This is a genomic window from Streptomyces sp. NBC_01171 (genome assembly GCF_045039805.1).
In the GTDB taxonomy this organism is placed as follows: domain Bacteria; phylum Actinomycetota; class Actinomycetes; order Streptomycetales; family Streptomycetaceae; genus Streptomyces.
The window spans coordinates 1,171,645-1,188,095 of sequence record NZ_CP108609.1 but is presented as its reverse complement, the minus strand read 5'-3'; the positions used below and the strand labels follow the sequence as shown (position 1 = coordinate 1,188,095).

Sequence of the window (16,451 nt, the reverse complement as noted above, 5' to 3'; positions counted from 1 at the left end):
TCATGGCACCGACTCTGGGGAGATCGCAGTGAACGTTTCCGACGACTACCGCTCCAACTGGGAGAGTTACTGGCGGGAGACCTCCGACGAGCGGGGGGACGCGATCTGGGACTCCGACCCCTCGCTGACGGCCGAGCCCCACAGCGACCTCCTCCTGCCCCACGCCGAGGCCGGCCGCGTCATCGTGGACCTCGGCTGCGGCAACGGCACCCAGACCCGCTACCTCGCGACCCGGTTCGCCCGCGCGGTCGGCGTCGACCTCTCGGACGCCGCGATCGACCACGCCCGCCGTGCCACGGCCGGGGCCGCCGCCGAGTTCGAGCAGCTCGACCTGACCGACACCGACGCCGTACGCGATCTGCACGACCGCCTCGGGGACAGCAACGTCTACATGCGCGCCGTCATCCACCAGAGCGAACCCGCGGCCCGGCCCCTGGTCGCCGCCGCCGTGGCCGAGCTGCTCGGGGAAGCGGGCCGCGCCTTCGTCGTGGAACTGACCTCCGCGTCCCGTGACGTCCTCCAACGGGCGGCCGCGGACCCCGCCGGGCCGCCGCCGAAGCTCCGCCGCGTCTTCCACCACGACCTCAAGCCCGCGGACGCCGCGGACGAGGAGATCCCCCGTCTTCTGACCGAGGCGGGCCTGAAGATCCTGGCCACCGGCGAGACGGTCCTCCCGCAGACCGAGCACTTCCCGGACGGCACCCGCATCGACCTGCCCGCCAGGTGGTTCGTGCTGGCGCGCGAGTGAGAACAGGGCCGGGCCGGGCGGCGGCCGGGGACCAGGTCGTAGCCGCCGCCGGGCCGGGCGCGTAACCTGCGCGGCATGAAGATCCTCATCAGTGCCGACATGGAAGGCGCCACCGGGGTCACCTGGCCCGCCGACGTGCTGCCGGGGACGCCGGAGTGGGAGCGGTGCCGGGGGATGTTCACCTCTGACGTGAACGCCGCCGCACAGGGCTTCTTCGACGGCGGGGCCGACCAGGTGCTCGTCAACGAGGCGCACTGGACCATGCGGAACCTGCTGCTGGAGAAGCTGGACGAGCGGGTCGAGATGCTGACCGGGCGGCACAAGGCGCTGTCCATGGTGGAGGGCGTCCAGCACGGCGACGTCGACGGCATCGCGTTCATCGGCTACCACGCGGGCGCCGGCATGGAGGGCGTCCTCGCCCACACCTACCTCGCCAACCAGATCACCGGGGTCTGGCTGAACGACGTACGCGCCAGCGAGGGCCTGCTCAACGCGCACGTCGTCGCGGAGTACGGGGTGCCGGTGGTGCTGGTCACCGGGGACGACCTGGCCTGCGAGGACGCGCTCGGCTACGCGCCCGAGGCGCTGAAGGTCGCCGTCAAGGACCATGTCTCGCGGTACGCGGCCGTCTGCCGTACCCCGGCCCGCACCGCCGCCGACATCCGGGCGGCGGCCAAGGAGGCGGCGCGGCTCGCGGTGCGCCAGGAGCCCTCGCAGCAGGGGCCGTTCACCGTCGCCGTGGAGTTCGACGCCGAGCATCTGGCGATGGCTGTCACCGTGGTGCCGGGGGTCGCGCGGATCGGGGAGCGGAAGGTGGCGTACACCACCGACACGATGTACGAGGCAATTCGCACGTTCAAGGCGGTCACCACGATCGCCTCGGCCGCCGTGGAGGAGCAGTATGGCTGACCAGCGCGCGCTGGACGAGGTGGTCGAATTCACCTCCGAGCTGATCCGGATCGACACCACCAACCGGGGCGGCGGCGACTGCCGGGAGCGGCCCGCCGCCGAGTACGCGGCCGAGCGGCTGGCCGGCGCGGGCCTCGAACCGCTCGTGCTGGAGCGGACACCGGGGCGCGGCAACGTGGTCGCCCGGGTCGCGGGTACGGACCCGTCCGCCGACGCCCTGCTGGTCCACGGCCACCTGGACGTGGTGCCCGCCGAGGCCGCCGACTGGAGCGTGCACCCGTTCTCCGGCGAGGTCCGCGAGGGCGTGGTCTGGGGACGCGGTGCCGTCGACATGAAGAACATGGACGCGATGATCCTGGCCGTGCTGCGCGGCTGGGCCCGGCAGGGCGTACGGCCGCGCCGGGACCTCGTCATCGCCTTCACCGCCGACGAGGAGGCCAGCGCGGAGGACGGATCGGGCTTCCTCGCCGACCGGCACCCCGAGCTGTTCGAGGGCTGTACGGAGGCCATCGGGGAGTCCGGTGCCTTCACCTTCCACGACGGCACCGGGCGCGAGATCTACCCCGTCGCGGCGGGGGAGCGCGGCACCGGCTGGCTGCGGCTCAGCGCGGGCGGGCGCGCCGGGCACGGCTCCAAGGTGAACCGGGAGAACGCGGTGACCCGGCTCGCCGCCGCCGTCACCCGTATCGGCGAGCACCAGTGGCCGCTGCGCATCACCCCGACCGTGCGGGCCGCGCTCACCGAACTCGCGGAACTGTACGGCCTGGAGGCCGACTTCGACGACATGGAACTGCTGCTGGACAAGCTCGGCCCGGCCGCCAAGCTGGTCGAGGCGACCGTCCGTAACAGCGCCAACCCGACCATGCTGGACGCCGGTTACAAGGTCAACGTCATCCCCGGTGAGGCCCACGCCCACATCGACGGGCGCTTCCTGCCGGGCGGCGAGGAGGAGTTCGAGTCCACCCTGGACCGGCTCACCGGACCGGACGTCGACTGGGAGTACGTGCACCGCGAGGTCGCCCTCCAGGCCCCGGTGGACGCACCGCTGTTCGGCCAGATGCGCGCGGCGGTCGAGGAGTTCGCGCCGGGCGCGCACGTCGTCCCGTACTGCATGTCCGGTGGCACCGACGCCAAGCAGTTCTCCCGGCTCGGCATCACCGGCTACGGGTTCGCCCCGCTGCGGCTGCCCGAAGGCTTCGACTACCAGGCGCTGTTCCACGGCGTGGACGAACGCGTGCCCGTGGAGGCACTCCGGTTCGGCGTCCGCGTCCTCGACCGCTTCCTGCGGACGGCCTGACGAAAATGGGGGAAGAGATGCGGGTCCAGCCGTACGGTTCCTGGCCGTCGCCGATCGACGCGGCGCTCACCGCCGCGCACGACGGACATCCCGAGTGGGTGGGGTTCGTCGGGGACGAGGTCTGGTGGACCGAGCCCCGGCCCGCCGAGGGCGGCCGCCGCGCCCTGGTGCGCCGCACGGCCGCCGGCGCGGAGGAGCCGGTGCTGCCGCCGCCGTGGAACGTGCGCAACCGCGTCCACGAGTACGGCGGCCGCCCCTGGACCGCCGCCCCCGGCGCGGACCGGCCCCTGGTCGTCTTCACCCACTTCGCCGACCAGCGGCTCTACCGCTACGAGCCCGGTGGCGAACCGGTCCCGCTGACCCCGCTCTCCCCGGTCGGCGGTGGACTGCGCTGGGCCGAGCCGGAGTTCGACCTGGAGCGCGGCGAAGTCCGCTGCGTACTGGAGGAGTTCACCGGCGAGGACAGCGGTGACGTGCGACGCGTACTGGCCGCCGTGCCGCTGGACGGGTCGGCCGCCGAGGACCGGTCGGCGGTACGCGAACTCACCGACGAGCGCCACCGGTTCGTCACCGGCGCGCGCGTGTCCCCGGACGGGCGCCGGGCCGCCTGGCTCGCCTGGGACCACCCGCGCATGCCCTGGGACGGCACCGAGCTGCTCGTCGCCAAGATCGGCGACGACGGCCGGTTCCGGGACGTCCGCACGGTCGCCGGGGGTGACGACGAGGCGATCGCGCAGGTGGAGTGGGCGCCGGACGGGCGGCTGCTGTACGCGAGCGACCGGGGCGGCTGGTGGAACCTGTACCGGGACGGCGTACCGCTGTGCCCGCGCCAGGAGGAGTTCGGCGGCCCGCTGTGGAAGCCCGGCCAGCGCTGGTTCGTACCGCTGGCGGACGGGTTGCTCGCGGTGCTGCACGGGCGCGGGGCCGCCGTGCTCGGGATACTCGACCCCGAGACCGGTGAGATCGCCGACGCGGCCGGTCCCTGGACCGAGTTCGACGCCTCCCTCGCCGCCCACGGCAGCCGGGTGGCGGCCATCGGCGCGAGCCCGCGCACCGGGTACGAGGTGATCGAGCTGGACACCGGCACCGGCCGCGCCCGCACGGTCGGCGCCCGGCACCGGGACCCCGTCGACCCCGCGTACTACCCCGAGCCGGAGGTCCGCACCTTCACGGGGCCCGGCGGCCGCGAGGTGCACGCGCACGTCTACCCGCCCCGGAACCCTGGAGTGACGGGTCCTGAGGGCGAGTTGCCGCCCTATGTGATCTGGGCGCACGGCGGCCCCACCAGCCGGGTCCCACTCGTGCTGGACCTCGCCATCGCCGCCTTCACCTCGCGCGGCATCGGCGTCGCCGAGGTCAACTACGGCGGCTCCACCGGGTACGGCCGCGAGTACCGCGAGCGGCTGCGGCACCAGTGGGGCGTGGTCGACGTGGAGGACTGCGCTGCGGTGGCGCTCGCACTGGCCGCGGAGGGCACGGCCGACCGGGACCGGCTGGCGATCCGGGGCGGCAGCGCGGGCGGCTGGACCACCGCCGCCTCGCTGACCAGCACCGATGTCTACGCCTGCGGCACGATCAGCTACCCCATCCTCGACCTCGCCACCTGGGGACCGGGCCGCACCCACGACTTCGAGTCCCGCTACCTGGAGTCCCTGGTCGGCCCCTTCGCGGAGGTCCCCGACCGCTACACCGAGCGCTCGCCCGCCCACCGCGCCGACCGGCTCACCGCCCCCTTCCTGCTCCTCCAGGGCCTGGACGACGTGATCTGCGCGCCCGAGCAGTGCGAGCACTTCCTCGAACGCGTCGCGGGCCGGGGCATCCCGCACGCCTACCTGGCCTTCGCAGGAGAGGGCCACGGCTTCCGCCGCGCCGACACCATGGTCCGCGCACTGGAGGCCGAACTGTCCCTGTACGCCCAGGTGTTCGGCTTCGACCTGCCCGGCGTACCGAAACTGGAGCTCGGCAAGTGAAGCAACTCCACCGCCCCACCCGCCTCGCCCCCGGTGCCCGCGTGGCCGTGGTCGCGCCCAGCGGCCCGGTGCCCGAGGAACGGCTCCGCGCGGGCCTCGACGTGCTGCGCGGCTGGGGCCTCGACCCGGTCGCCGCACCCCATGTGCGGGACCGGCACGGCCAGTTCGGCTACCTCGCGGGCACCGACGCCGCCCGCGCGGAGGACCTCCAGCGGGCCTGGTGCGACCCTGGAGTCGACGCGGTGCTCTGCGCGCGCGGCGGCTACGGGGCCCAGCGGATGGCGGACCTGCTGGACTGGGAGGCGATGCGCCTGGCCGGCCCCAAGGTGTTCGTCGGCTTCAGCGACATCACCGCCCTGCACGAGGCGTTCGCCACCCGCCTCGGCCTCGTCACCCTGCACGGCCCGATGGCCGCCGGAGTCGACTTCATCGGCAGCGAACGCGCCCGCGACCACCTGCACGCGACCCTCTTCGCCCCGGAGCAGGTCCAGCGGATCACCACCGAGGGCAAGCCCCTCGTCCCCGGCCGCGCCCGGGGCACCACCCTCGGCGGCTGCCTCTCCCTCCTCGCGGCGGAACTCGGCACCCCGCACGCCCGCCGCTGCGCCCGGGGCGGCCTCCTCTGCCTGGAGGACGTGGGTGAGGAGACCTACCGCCTGGACCGCTACCTCACCCAGCTCCTCCGCGCCGGCTGGCTGGACGACGTCCACGGCATCCTCCTCGGCTCCTGGCAGGGCTGCGACCCCTACGACTCCCTGCGCCCGATGCTCGCCGACCGCCTGGCCCCGCTGGACGTCCCGGTCCTGGAGAGCGCCGGCTTCGGCCACTGCCCGGACGCCCTGACGATCCCCTTCGGCATGGCGGCCGAACTGGACGCGGACGCGGGCACGTTGACCCTGGAGGAGCCCGCCCTGCGGTGACTTCCGGCCAGTGGCCGGGCGTACCCTGGCCCGATGCCCCACACCGCACCCCACTACCTCGCCCAGGGCCCCCGTGTGGCCGTCCGCCGGTTCCGGATGGAGGACGGGGGTGAGTTCACCGCGCGGGCCAGGGAGAGCAAGGATCTGCACCGGCCGTGGCTGGTGGTGCCCGACAGCGACGAGGCGTACGCCACCTACGCCGGGCGGCTGATCGGGGATGCGGGGCGGGCCGGGTTCCTGGTGTGCGAGCGGGACAGCGGGGCCATCGCCGGGTTCATCAACATCAACAACATCGTCCGGGGCGGCTTCCAGTGCGGGGCGCTCGGGTACGGGGCGTTCGCGCACGCGGCCGGGCGGGGGCTGATGCGGGAGGGGCTGGAGCTGGTGATCGGGTACGCCTTCGGGCCGCTCGGGCTGCACCGGCTGGAGATCAACGTGCAGCCCGGCAACACCGCGTCCATCGCGCTCGCGCGCGGCGCCGGGTTCCGGCTGGAGGGGTTCTCGCCCGCCATGATCCAGGTCGACGGTGAATGGCGCGACCACGAGCGCTGGGCGCTCACCGCGGAGATGCGGGGCTGATCCCAGGCCCAGCGCCCGGCTCAGGCCCCCGACTGGTCGGCGTACTCGAAGATCGTGCCGTCCGGGTGCATCACCAGCAGGTTCCGGCCCACCGGCGTCGGCACCGGGCCCGCGATGATCTGCGCGCCCAGGTCCGCGAGCAGCCGGTGTGTCTCCTCGACGTCCTTCACGGCGATCGTCGCCGTCACCTTCCGCAGCACCTCCAGCTCCGCCTCCGGCCCGCTCATCAGCAGGAACGACCCGATCGCGGCGACCTTCACCCCACCGCGCTCGAAACGCAGTGCCGTGCCACCCGCCAGTCGCTCGTAGAACGGAACCGCGGTCTCGAGGTCGTCGACGCAGATGCGCAGTGTGGCGCCAAGAATCTCCATGCCCAGGAGCCTAGTTGGGGCGGACGGGTGCGCACAGGCCGTCGTGGCGCATCGGGGGCGTGCGCGGCGGCCGGGTGACGTCAAGGGGGTTTGCGTGCCCAGAGCCCGGTTACGCGGAAGACCTCGGACGAACCGCACCACCGGGGCGCCCGCGACCGGTCACACACCGTGACGAGTCGGGGGCCGTCGGGGGCCGGGCAGCCCGCCCGGTGCGCCGAGGACCGTCCGAGTCGCCTCGGACCCGCGGAAAGGAGACCCATGAACAACGACGAACTCGCCGAACTCGGGCAGCAGTTGCGGGTGGACAGCGTCCGCGCCGCGGACGCCGCGGCATCCGGACACCCCACCTCCTCGATGTCCGCCGCCGACCTGATGGCCGTGCTGCTCGCCAACCATCTGCGCTACGACTTCGAGCGCCCCGACCACCCCGCCAACGACCGCTTCATCCTTTCCAAGGGGCACGCGTCCCCGCTGATGTACTCCGTCTTCAAGGCGGCCGGTGCCATCGACGACGCCGAACTCCTCACCTTCCGCAAGCTCGGCAGCCGCCTGGAGGGCCACCCCACCCCGCGCAGGCTGCCCTGGGTGGAGACGGCCACCGGCTCGCTCGGCCAGGGCCTGCCGGTCGGTGTCGGTATCGCCCTGGCCGGGAAGCGGCTGGACCACTCCGACTACCGCGTCTGGGTGGTGTGCGGCGACAGCGAGATGGCCGAGGGCTCGGTCTGGGAGGCCGCCGAGGCCGCCGCGTACGAGAAGCTGGACAACCTCACCGTCATCGTGGACGTCAACCGGCTCGGCCAGCGCGGCCAGACCCGGCACGGCCACGACCTGGACGCCTACGCCCGCCGCTTCCAGGCGTTCGGCTGGCACACCGTCGAGATCGACGGCCATGACGTCGCCGCCATCGACCGCGCCTACAGCGAGGCCGAGTCCACCAAGGACCGCCCCACCGCGATCATCGCCCGCACCCTCAAGGGCAAGGGCGTCGCCGCCGTGGAGGACAAGGAGGGCAAGCACGGCAAGCCGCTGCCCGACGCCAAGGCGGCCATCGAGGAGCTGGGCGGCCCCCGTGACATCCGCGTCCATGTCAGCGAGCCGCCCGCCGCGAGCCGGGAGAAGGTCGCCCACGAGCCGCTGAGCCTGCCCCGCTTCGACAAGGGCGAGGAGGTCGCCACCCGCGACGCCTTCGGCAAGGCGCTGGCCGCGCTCGGCACCGCACGCGGCGACGTCGTCGCCCTGGACGGCGAGGTCGGCGACTCCACCCGCACCGGCGTCTTCGCCGAGGAGCACCCCGAGCGCTTCTTCGAGTCCTTCATCGCCGAGCAGCAGATGGTCGCCTCGGCCGTCGGCATGTCGGCACGCGGCTGGCTGCCGTACGCGTCCACCTTCGCGGCCTTCTTCAGCCGCGCCTACGATTTCGTGCGCATGGCCTCCATCAGCGACGCCTCGATCAACCTGATCGGCTCGCACGCGGGCGTGGCCATCGGGCAGGACGGCCCCTCGCAGATGGGCCTGGAGGACCTGGCGATGTTCCGGTCCGTGTACGGCTCCACCGTGCTCTACCCCTGCGACGCCAACCAGACCGCCCGCCTGGTCGCCGCCATGGCCGACCTGGACGGCATCCGCTACCTGCGCACCTCGCGCGGCGAGAGCCCGGTGATCTACGACGCCGACGAGGAGTTCCCCATCGGCGGCAGCAAGGTGCTGCGCTCCAGCGAGGAGGACCGGCTGACGATCGTCGCGGCCGGGGTCACCGTGCAGGAGGCGCTGACGGCCGCCGACAAGCTCGCGGAGGAGGGCATCAAGGTCCGGGTCATCGACCTGTACTCGGTCAAGCCCGTCGACGTGGAGACGCTGCGCCGGGCCGCCGACGACACCGGCTGTCTGGTGACGGTCGAGGACCACCACGAGGAGGGCGGCATCGGCGACGCGGTCGTGGAAGCCTTCACCGACGGGCGTCCCGTACCGCGCCTGGTCCGTCTCGCGGTCCGGATGATGCCGGGTTCCGCCGCGCCCGACGAGCAGTTGCACGCGGCCGGCATCGACGCCGCGAACATCGCGGCCACCGCCCGGCTGCTGGTGGGCGAGGCCGTGGTGAGCTAGGCCGGAACCTTCCGACGGCGGGCGTCGCGTAACGCGGCGCCCGCCATCGTGTTCAGGCCGGTTTGCGGCACAGGATCTCGCCGTGCAGGACCGCTAACCAGCCGTCCTCCCGCCGTCCCCACTCCCGCCACGCCCCGGACACCGCGCGCAGCTCCTCGGGCGTGGCGTGGCCGCCCTCCACCGCGCGGTCGGCGTAGGCGGAGGCGAGCGTACGGTCCGCCCACAGCCCGCTCCACCAGGCGCGTTCCTCGGAGGTGGCGTACGTCCAGGTGCCGGAGGTGGCCGTGATGTCGCTCAGTCCGGCCGCCAGCGCCCAGCTCCGCAGGCGCCGCCCGGCGTCCGGTTCACCGCCGTTGGCCCGCGCCACCCGCCGGTACAGCTCCCGCCAGTCGTCCAGGCCGGGCACGGCCGGGTACCAGGCCATGGCCGCGAAGTCCGCGTCGCGCACCGCGATCAGCCCGCCGGGCCGGGTCACCCGGACCATCTCGCGCAGCGCCCCCACCGGGTCGCCCACGTGCTGGAGCACCTGATGGGCGTGGACCACGTCGAAGGTGCCGTCGGGGTGGTCGAGGGCGTGCACGTCGGCGACCTCGAAGTCCACGTTGGTCAGCCCTCGCGCGTCGGCGGTGGCGCGGGCCTGCTCCAGGATGCCGGAGGCGCGGTCGGCGCCGGTAACCCGGCCGTCCGGGACCAGCGCGGCGAGATCGGCGGTGATGGTGCCGGGGCCGCAGCCGATGTCCAGGACGCGCATGCCCGGTTCGAGTGAACCGAGCAGGTAGGCGGCCGAGTTGGCGGCCGTGCGCCAGGTGTGCGAACGCAGCACCGACTCGTGGTGCCCGTGGGTGTAGACGGCGGTCTCGCGTGCTTCCGGCATGACGTCAGCCCCTTCGACGATGCGGCCGCGGCGCCCGAGGACACCGCGGCCGTGATACGCCGAACGGTACGCCCGCGAACCGGATACTGAGATCCGCGTTTCGCGATACGGACTGACAGGGTGTCAGGAAACGTTCGGATGCGGGCTGTACGCCGTGAGGATCTCGGGCAGCTTCTCCACCGTCACCGTGCCGGACACCGAGGTGACCTCGCCGTCGTACGCCAGCGGGGTGCCCGGCGCGAGGCCCGACAGGCGCAGCCGGCCGAGCTGGACCGCCGCGTGGCCTTGGGACCGGCTGAGCGGTCCTGCCACGGCCGCCGCCAGCAGACGCAGCGTCGGCCAGCCGTTGCCGTGCACCACCCGCACGTCCAGCGGGCCGTCCGACAGCTCCGTACGGCGCCCGGCGCCCAGGCCGCTGCGGCGGTAGACGCCGTTGCCGACGAACAGCATCCACAGCGGGTGCCGCTTGCCGGCCGCCTCGACCACCAGCGGATGCCGGTCCGCGCGCAGCACCTTCACCGCACCCAGCACCCCGGCCGCCCAGCCGCCGATCCGGGGCGACCAGTGCTCGCGCTCGCGCACCAGCTCCGGGTAGACGCCCAGGCTCAGGGTGTTGAGGAAGACGCTGGAGCGGTCGTCGGCGGTGAACTTGCCGACGTCCACCTGCACCGCTTCGCCCGCGCGGACGGCGGCGGCCAGGCCGGCCGCGTCCTCCACCCCGAGGTCGTACGCGAAGTGGTTCAGGGTGCCGCCGGGCAGCACCGCCAGCGGCAGGTCGTGCAGCAGGGCGACCTCCGCGCCCGCGTTCACCGTCCCGTCGCCACCGCACACGCCGAGGACCCGCGCCCGCGCTGCCGCCTTGGCCAGCTCGGCCCGGACCTCTTCCGGCTCGCACTCCACGATCTCCGCCAGCGGCAGCGCGTCGTGCAGCGCGCTCACCCGGTCCGCGGTGCCCGAGGCGCGGTTGGCGACCATCACCAGGCCCTCGCCGTCCGGCAGCGCCGGCGCGTCCGCGCGCGGCCGGGCCACCGGACGGGCCGCCGCCCGCGTCGGCACCAGCTTCCGCACCACGAACGCGGCGCCGACCCCGAGTGCCGCACCGGCCAGCACGTCGCTCGGGAAATGCGCACCGGTGTACACCCGCGACGTCGCCACCGAGAACGCCACCGGCGCCACCGCCGCGCCCCACGCCGGGGACTCCAGCGCGACCCCGGCCGCGAAGGCGGCGGCCGAGGCGGAGTGGCCGGACGGGAAGGAGGTGGTGATCGGCTGCCGCTTGAGCCGCCGGGACAGCGGCACCGGGTCCAGCACCGGCCGGGTGCGGCGCACCGACCGCTTGCCGAGGGTGTTGACGGTCAGCGAGGCCAGACTCAGCGAGGCCAGCCCCCGCACGGCCGCCCGGCGCGCCCTCGGGGTGCGGGTCGCGGCGATCGCGCCGGCCACCGCGAACCACAGCACGCCGTGGTTGGCGCTGCGGCTCAGGCGGGGCAGCACCTTCTGGGCGCCGGGCCAGTTCCGCTGGGCGGCCACCTCGAAGAGCCGGGCGTCGGCCGTGAGCAGCCGGCGCAGGACGTTGCGGCCGGTGGCCGGAACAGCGGTGAGGTCGACATCTGCGCTCATGCTCGACCCCCTACCCCGAAGCGCGCCTTTCTTGTGCCGCCGCCCGGGTACGCGCGCGGAGGCCGGGGGAGCGGGATCTTCGTACAGTGGACCTCAGGACCAGTGGACCTCAGGACCGCGGACACGACGAGCGGGGGCACCACCATGACCGGAGTCGACCCCAGCCGACTGGACGACCAGCAGCTCATGAAAGAGCTGGAGACGATCCACCGCACACGCCACGACACCCTGCTGTACGGCTCGAACGACGCCCTGCGCGCCCACAACGAACGCATGGCGCAGTTGGAGGGTGAGTACCTGCGCCGCAATCCGCGCCGCCTGGTCAGCGCGGGCCGCACCCGCGAGGGCGCCCGCGAACGGGGCTGCGGGGAGCCGGGGGAGGCATGAGGTCCGGGGAGCACCGTTTGTCGTCGGCTCCGAGGGGCGGTGTCACCCGTTGGGTGTCGTCCGTGTCCCGCGAATGGGGTCCGGCGGCGGGCGGGGCGGCGCTCCGGGGGCTCTGATGGCAGCGAGGGCACGGAACGCGTGCCCCGGACCGCCGAGGAGCCCGACCCATGCGCCGCACCGTACGCGCCTTCTCCACCGCCGCCGCCCTGGCCGGCGCCACGCTCGTCATAGCCGGGCCCGCGTCCGCCGAGTCGGGCGCACCCTGCGAGGACCCCGCCGCCTCCGCGCCCAAGTCGCCCGGCACGTCCTACGACGCCCCGCTGCCCGGCGCGCCGTACCTCGGCGCGGCGCCCACCGGCCCGGCGCGGAGCGGCGGCACGAAGGACTGCGCGGAGGGCTCGGCGGGAAAGACCGGTCAGGGCGACGACCCGGCCTGGGAGGACGGGGACGAGGACGGCCAGGACTGGGACTCCGGCCCCGCGAAGGACGACCCGCCCACCGTGGAGCACGGCGTGCAGGCCGGGGCCGGCGGCACGTTCACCGACTCGGTGCCCGCTCTCGCCGCGGGCGGCGCGCTGATCGCCGCGGCGGCCGCCGGAGCCGGGTACCGGCTGTACGGCCGCAGGCGCCCGGACGGGCGCTGACGGCGCACCGGAGGCCGCTGTGACCGGGACGACGCCGGACCCGAGCCATGCCGGGCCGTTCGGCGGGTACACACCTTCCCGAGGGCACCACCAGCAGGCACCCTGCGCACCCGCCACACGGCACGAGACACCGGCGACACAGGGGATTCGGCACACGGACCGCGCGGAGGCGGAGATGCGGCGGAGGGAACCCGAGGGCCACGGCCCGGTCCGCTACGGCCCCCCGTTCCCCGCCGACGGCCTGCCCGTCCTCCCGGAACTCGCCGACCGCCTCGCCGCCGCCGAACACCACGGCGCGGCCCAGTCCGCCGGCGGCGACCCGGCCCTGCTGGAGGCCGCCTGCGGCTACTGGACCCGGCGCGGACTGCCCTGTACCCCCGACCACGTGACCCTCGCCCCCGGCGCGCCCCCGCTGCTGCTGGCGCTGACCGCCGCGCTCGCCGGGGACCACGGCGACATCCTGGCCCCCCGCCCGCGCGCCACCTGGTGGGCGCCCTGCGCCCGGCTGCTCGGCAGACGCCTCTTCCCGGTGCCGGCCCCGGCCGGCAGCGGCGGCATACCCGACCCGTACGCGCTGCTGGAGACCGTCCGCCGCGTCCGGGAAGAGGGCGGCGACCCCCGGCTGCTGGTGGTGTCCGTCGCGGACGACCCCACCGCCGCCGTCCCCGTGCCCGAGCTGCTGCACGAGACCGTGGAGGCCGCCGCCGCCGAGGGGCTGCACCTGATCAGCGACGAGACCTGGCGGGACACCCTGCACGACCCGCACGACACGGTCCTGGTCAGCCCGGCCGGGATACTGCCCGACCACGTCACCGTCGTCGCCGACCTCGCCGGATCGCTGCTCCCGGCCGGCTGGCCCGCCGCCGTCGCCCGCTTCCCCGACAACGCGGCCGGGGAGGACACCCACGCCCGCGTGCTGGACGTACTCTTCGCGCTCGGCGCCCGCCTCGCCGCCCCCGTCGCGGCCGCCGCCCAGTACGCGCTGGACGAACCCGAGCCGGTCACCGCCCGCCGCGAGGCCGCCACGGCCCTGCACGCCAGGCTGGCCGCCGCCGCGCACCGCACGGTCCTCGCGGGCGGCGCGCTCGCCCCGCCCCCGCAGGCCGGCCGCCACCTCTACGCCGACCTCGACCCGCTCCGCGAGGCCCTCGCCGCGCGGGGCGTGGGGGACGCGCAGGATCTGGAGGACTTCCTCACCGCCCGGCTCGGCATGCCCGCGCCCGGCGGCCACCGCTTCGGCGACGACCTCGGCGCCCTGCGCGTACGGCTGTCCACCGCCCCGCTGCTGGGCGGCACCGACGAGGAGCGCGAGGCCGCGCTCACCTCGCCCGACCCGACGGAACTGCCGTACACGCGGGACGCGTTGCTCACCCTGGGATCGGTCCTCGACGAACTCCGTGACGAAGCCGTGCGATGGGAGCCTCCTCGATGACGCAGCAGACGCATGAGTCCGGGTCCACCGTCACGACGGCCGCCACACCCACGCCGGGCGCCCCCGAACCCGTGGACGCCGCGCCCGAGGTGGTCGTCCGCACCCCGCTCGCGCCCGCGTCGCCGCCGCTGGCCGAACCCCGTCCGCTGGGCGAACACCGGGTGTGGCCACGTACCTTCCACGACCGGCTCACCGCCCCGCTGCCCGGCTGGCGGGCCATGGCCCGCTTCGCCCGCGAGGGCGCCGTACGCCCCGACCCGGAGGGGCTCGTCGACATCCCCCGACTCCCGTACGAGCCCGGCCCGTTGCCCCGCGTCGGGGCCGACACCCTCGCCGTCACCTGGGCGGGACACGCCAGTTGGGTGGTGCGGATCGGCGGGCTGACCGTGCTCACCGACCCGGTGTGGTCACGCCGCATCCTCGGCACCCCGGCCCGCGTCACCCCGGTCGGCGTCCCCTGGGACAGCCTGCCGCCCGTCGACGCGGTCGTGATCAGCCACAACCACTACGACCATCTGGACGCCCCCACCCTGAACCGACTCCCGCGCGACACACCGGTGTTCGCACCCGCCGGGCTCGGACGCTGGTTCCGGCGCAGGCGGTTCACCCGCGTCACCGAGCTGGACTGGTGGGAGGGCGCCCAACTATCCGGCGTGCGCTTTGACTTCGTGCCCGCGCACCACTGGTCCAAGCGCACCCTCACCGACACCTGTCACAGCCTGTGGGGCGGCTGGGTGATGACGGCGACGGACGGGCAGCGCCTCTACTTCGCGGGCGACACCGGTTACGGCCACTGGTTCGGGCGCATAGGCCGCCGCTACCCCGGCATCGACCTCGCCCTGATGCCCATCGGCGCCTATGACCCGCGCTGGTGGCTCAGCGACGTCCACTGCGACCCGGAGGAGGCCGTACAGGCCACCCTCGATCTCGGCGCCCGCCGGATGGCGCCCATGCACTGGGGGACGTTCGTGCTCTCCGCCGAGCCCGTCATGGAGCCCCTCACCCGGGTCCGCGCGGCCTGGGAGAAGGCGGGCCTCGCCCGGACCGACCTGTGGGACCTGCCCGTGGGCGCCTCCCGCGTACTGGAGCCGGACCCGCGCGCTACCGCTCCTCGCCCCGCACCCGGCGCACCAGCCCCGGAGCCGCGCTGACCAGCACGGTCAGCAGCACCACCGCCAGCACGCCCTCCCACGGCCGGGCGAACAGCGAACCCCCGAGCACGCCGATCACCTGATACGTCAGCGCCCACGCCAGGCACGCCGGAAGGTTTCCCCGCGCGAAGCGCCGCAACGGCCACTCGGCCAGCAGGCACGCCAGCATCACCGGAATCCGCCCCGCGGGTATCAGCCGGGACAGCACCAGCACCGACACCCCGTGCTCGGCCAGCTTCTCCCGCGCCTGATTCAGCCGCTCCTCCGGCGCCCGCGACCGCAGCGCCTCCAGCCAGCGCGACCCGCTCTGCGAGCCCAGACCGCGCCGCCCCAGCCAGTACAACGCCGCGTCCCCCAGGAAGGCCGCCAGCGAGGCCGTCACGAACACCAGCGCCAGCGAGAACGGCGCCGTCCGGTGCAACGCCACCACCGTCGCCGAGCTGACCAGCGCCCCCGTCGGTACCACGGGTATCAGTGCCCCGACCAGCACCAGCAGGAACAGCGACGGATAGCCGAGCGCCTGACTCGTCGACTCCAGCGGCGCACCCGTCGTCGCGGCGGCGGCCAGCACCGCCGCGCCCCCCACACATCTCACCGGCCGACCTCCAGCCGTACGCCCTCGCCGTGCCCCAGCCGGTGCACGGTCACCTTCGGCGCCGCCTCGGCCGCCAGCCGGACGAACTCCTCGCCCGGTGCGTGGAATTCGTGCGGGCGCACCGCGTCCATCCCGATCGGCCAGTACGTGCCGTAGTGCACCGGCACCGCCCAGCCCGGCGCCAGGCGGGCCAGCGCCCGCGCCGCCCGGCCCGCGTCCAGATGCCCCTCACCGAGGTACGGCCCCCAGCCGCCCACCGGCAGCAGCGCCAAGTCCACCGGGCCGACCTCCTCGGCCATCGCGTCGAACAGCGCGGTGTCACCGGCGAAGTAGGTACGCGCCTCGCCCTCCACGACATAGCCCAGCGCGGGGGCACGGTGCGGGCCGAACGGCAGCCGTCGTCCGTCGTGCAGCGCGGGCACCACCCGCACCCGCAGCTCCCCGAGCCGCACCTCATCGCCGGGCACCACCTCGGTGAGGTCGAGCCCCCGCAGCCGGCGCAGTCCGGGCACCGCCCGCGGCGCGCCCCGTGGCACCAGTACCCGCGTGCCCGGCGCCAACTGCGCCAGCGAGGGCAGGTGCAGATGGTCGGCGTGCAGATGCGACACGAGCACGGCGTCGGCGCGGCGGGCCCCGGCGGGCGGCGGCGCGCCCCGCCGGCGGCGCAGATGCGCCAGCCGGGAGGCGAACAGGGGATCGGTGAGCACCCGGGTGTCCGAGTCCTCGATCGTGCAGGTGGCGTGACCCCACCAGGTGACCTCCACCGGCACTACCCTCACCTCCGCGCGCGACTCCCCCGAAGCCTACGGGCAGCGGTAGGGTCGGCGGCGAAACCCGGAGGTGAGGGGACG

The 16,451-nt window shown here is 74.5% G+C and carries 15 protein-coding genes and 1 pseudogene; 11 read left to right on the top strand and 5 right to left on the bottom strand.

What is annotated here, in order from left to right; all coding sequences use genetic code 11:
- Positions 1–28: 28 nt before the first annotated feature.
- The 6 genes from OG448_RS05535 (at position 29) to OG448_RS05510 (ending at position 6,423) form a co-directional block, all read left to right on the top strand.
- Entirely contained in the window at positions 29–748 is a 720-nt protein-coding gene (locus OG448_RS05535) for a class I SAM-dependent methyltransferase (protein ID WP_405551799.1), read from the top strand.
- 75 nt (positions 749–823) lie between these two features.
- Positions 824–1,657, top strand: coding sequence for a M55 family metallopeptidase (locus tag OG448_RS05530; RefSeq protein ID WP_405551798.1), 834 nt, complete (start codon positions 824–826; stop codon positions 1,655–1,657).
- Positions 1,650–2,954, top strand: coding sequence for a M20/M25/M40 family metallo-hydrolase (locus OG448_RS05525; RefSeq protein WP_405551797.1), 1,305 nt, complete (start codon positions 1,650–1,652; stop codon positions 2,952–2,954). The genes OG448_RS05530 and OG448_RS05525 overlap by 8 nt, the downstream gene beginning before the upstream one ends.
- A gap of 5 nt (positions 2,955–2,959) precedes the next feature.
- Entirely contained in the window at positions 2,960–4,924 is a 1,965-nt protein-coding gene (locus tag OG448_RS05520) for a prolyl oligopeptidase family serine peptidase (RefSeq protein WP_405551796.1), read from the top strand.
- Positions 4,921–5,844 (top strand): LD-carboxypeptidase, encoded by a 924-nt coding sequence (locus tag OG448_RS05515; protein ID WP_405551795.1) that lies wholly within the window; start codon positions 4,921–4,923, stop codon positions 5,842–5,844. The genes OG448_RS05520 and OG448_RS05515 overlap by 4 nt, the downstream gene beginning before the upstream one ends.
- 33 nt (positions 5,845–5,877) lie before the next feature.
- Positions 5,878–6,423: a GNAT family N-acetyltransferase gene (locus OG448_RS05510; protein WP_405551794.1), complete on the top strand. Its 546-nt coding sequence runs from the start codon at positions 5,878–5,880 to the stop codon at positions 6,421–6,423.
- Positions 6,424–6,443: 20 nt separating this feature from the next.
- Here the strand turns inward: OG448_RS05510 and OG448_RS05505 are convergent, their stop codons facing one another.
- The gene (locus OG448_RS05505) at positions 6,444–6,794 is read right to left on the bottom strand and encodes a VOC family protein (RefSeq protein WP_405551793.1); all 351 of its coding nucleotides are present in this window, start codon (positions 6,792–6,794) and stop codon (positions 6,444–6,446) included.
- Between the two features lie 168 nt (positions 6,795–6,962).
- Between OG448_RS05505 and OG448_RS05500 the strand changes: the two genes are divergently transcribed.
- The gene (locus OG448_RS05500; protein ID WP_405551792.1) at positions 6,963–8,897 is read left to right on the top strand and encodes a transketolase; all 1,935 of its coding nucleotides are present in this window, start codon (positions 6,963–6,965) and stop codon (positions 8,895–8,897) included.
- Between the two features lie 52 nt (positions 8,898–8,949).
- Here the strand turns inward: OG448_RS05500 and OG448_RS05495 are convergent, their stop codons facing one another.
- Together OG448_RS05495 and OG448_RS05490 are read right to left on the bottom strand one after the other, a co-directional pair.
- Complete coding sequence (locus OG448_RS05495; protein WP_405551791.1) at positions 8,950–9,771, bottom strand: methyltransferase domain-containing protein; 822 nt, start codon at positions 9,769–9,771, stop codon at positions 8,950–8,952.
- A gap of 123 nt (positions 9,772–9,894) precedes the next feature.
- Positions 9,895–11,391: a bifunctional phosphatase PAP2/diacylglycerol kinase family protein gene (locus OG448_RS05490; RefSeq protein ID WP_405551790.1), complete on the bottom strand. Its 1,497-nt coding sequence runs from the start codon at positions 11,389–11,391 to the stop codon at positions 9,895–9,897.
- Positions 11,392–11,477: 86 nt separating this feature from the next.
- Here OG448_RS05490 and OG448_RS05485 point away from each other — a divergent pair.
- The 4 genes and pseudogenes from OG448_RS05485 to OG448_RS05470 all read left to right on the top strand — a co-directional run bounded on the left by OG448_RS05485 (position 11,478) and on the right by OG448_RS05470 (position 15,005).
- Positions 11,478–11,778, top strand: a pseudogene (locus tag OG448_RS05485) (DUF6158 family protein).
- A gap of 167 nt (positions 11,779–11,945) precedes the next feature.
- Positions 11,946–12,422 (top strand): hypothetical protein, encoded by a 477-nt coding sequence (locus tag OG448_RS05480; RefSeq protein ID WP_405551789.1) that lies wholly within the window; start codon positions 11,946–11,948, stop codon positions 12,420–12,422.
- Between the two features lie 175 nt (positions 12,423–12,597).
- Positions 12,598–13,854 carry an aminotransferase class I/II-fold pyridoxal phosphate-dependent enzyme gene (locus OG448_RS05475; protein ID WP_405551788.1) on the top strand — a complete coding sequence of 419 codons (1,257 nt, stop codon included), beginning with the start codon at positions 12,598–12,600 and terminating at the stop codon, positions 13,852–13,854.
- Positions 13,851–15,005 carry an MBL fold metallo-hydrolase gene (locus OG448_RS05470; RefSeq protein WP_405551787.1) on the top strand — a complete coding sequence of 385 codons (1,155 nt, stop codon included), beginning with the start codon at positions 13,851–13,853 and terminating at the stop codon, positions 15,003–15,005. Before OG448_RS05475 ends, OG448_RS05470 begins: the two co-directional genes overlap by 4 nt.
- On the opposite strand, the gene OG448_RS05465 is transcribed toward OG448_RS05470, so the two are convergent.
- Together OG448_RS05465 and OG448_RS05460 are read right to left on the bottom strand one after the other, a co-directional pair.
- Positions 14,956–15,600: a DedA family protein gene (locus OG448_RS05465; RefSeq protein ID WP_405551786.1), complete on the bottom strand. Its 645-nt coding sequence runs from the start codon at positions 15,598–15,600 to the stop codon at positions 14,956–14,958. The two genes, OG448_RS05470 and OG448_RS05465, sit on opposite strands and share 50 nt — an antisense overlap.
- Entirely contained in the window at positions 15,597–16,370 is a 774-nt protein-coding gene (locus OG448_RS05460) for an MBL fold metallo-hydrolase (RefSeq protein WP_405551785.1), read from the bottom strand. Before OG448_RS05460 ends, OG448_RS05465 begins: the two co-directional genes overlap by 4 nt.
- Between the last annotated feature and the right edge of the window lie 81 nt (positions 16,371–16,451).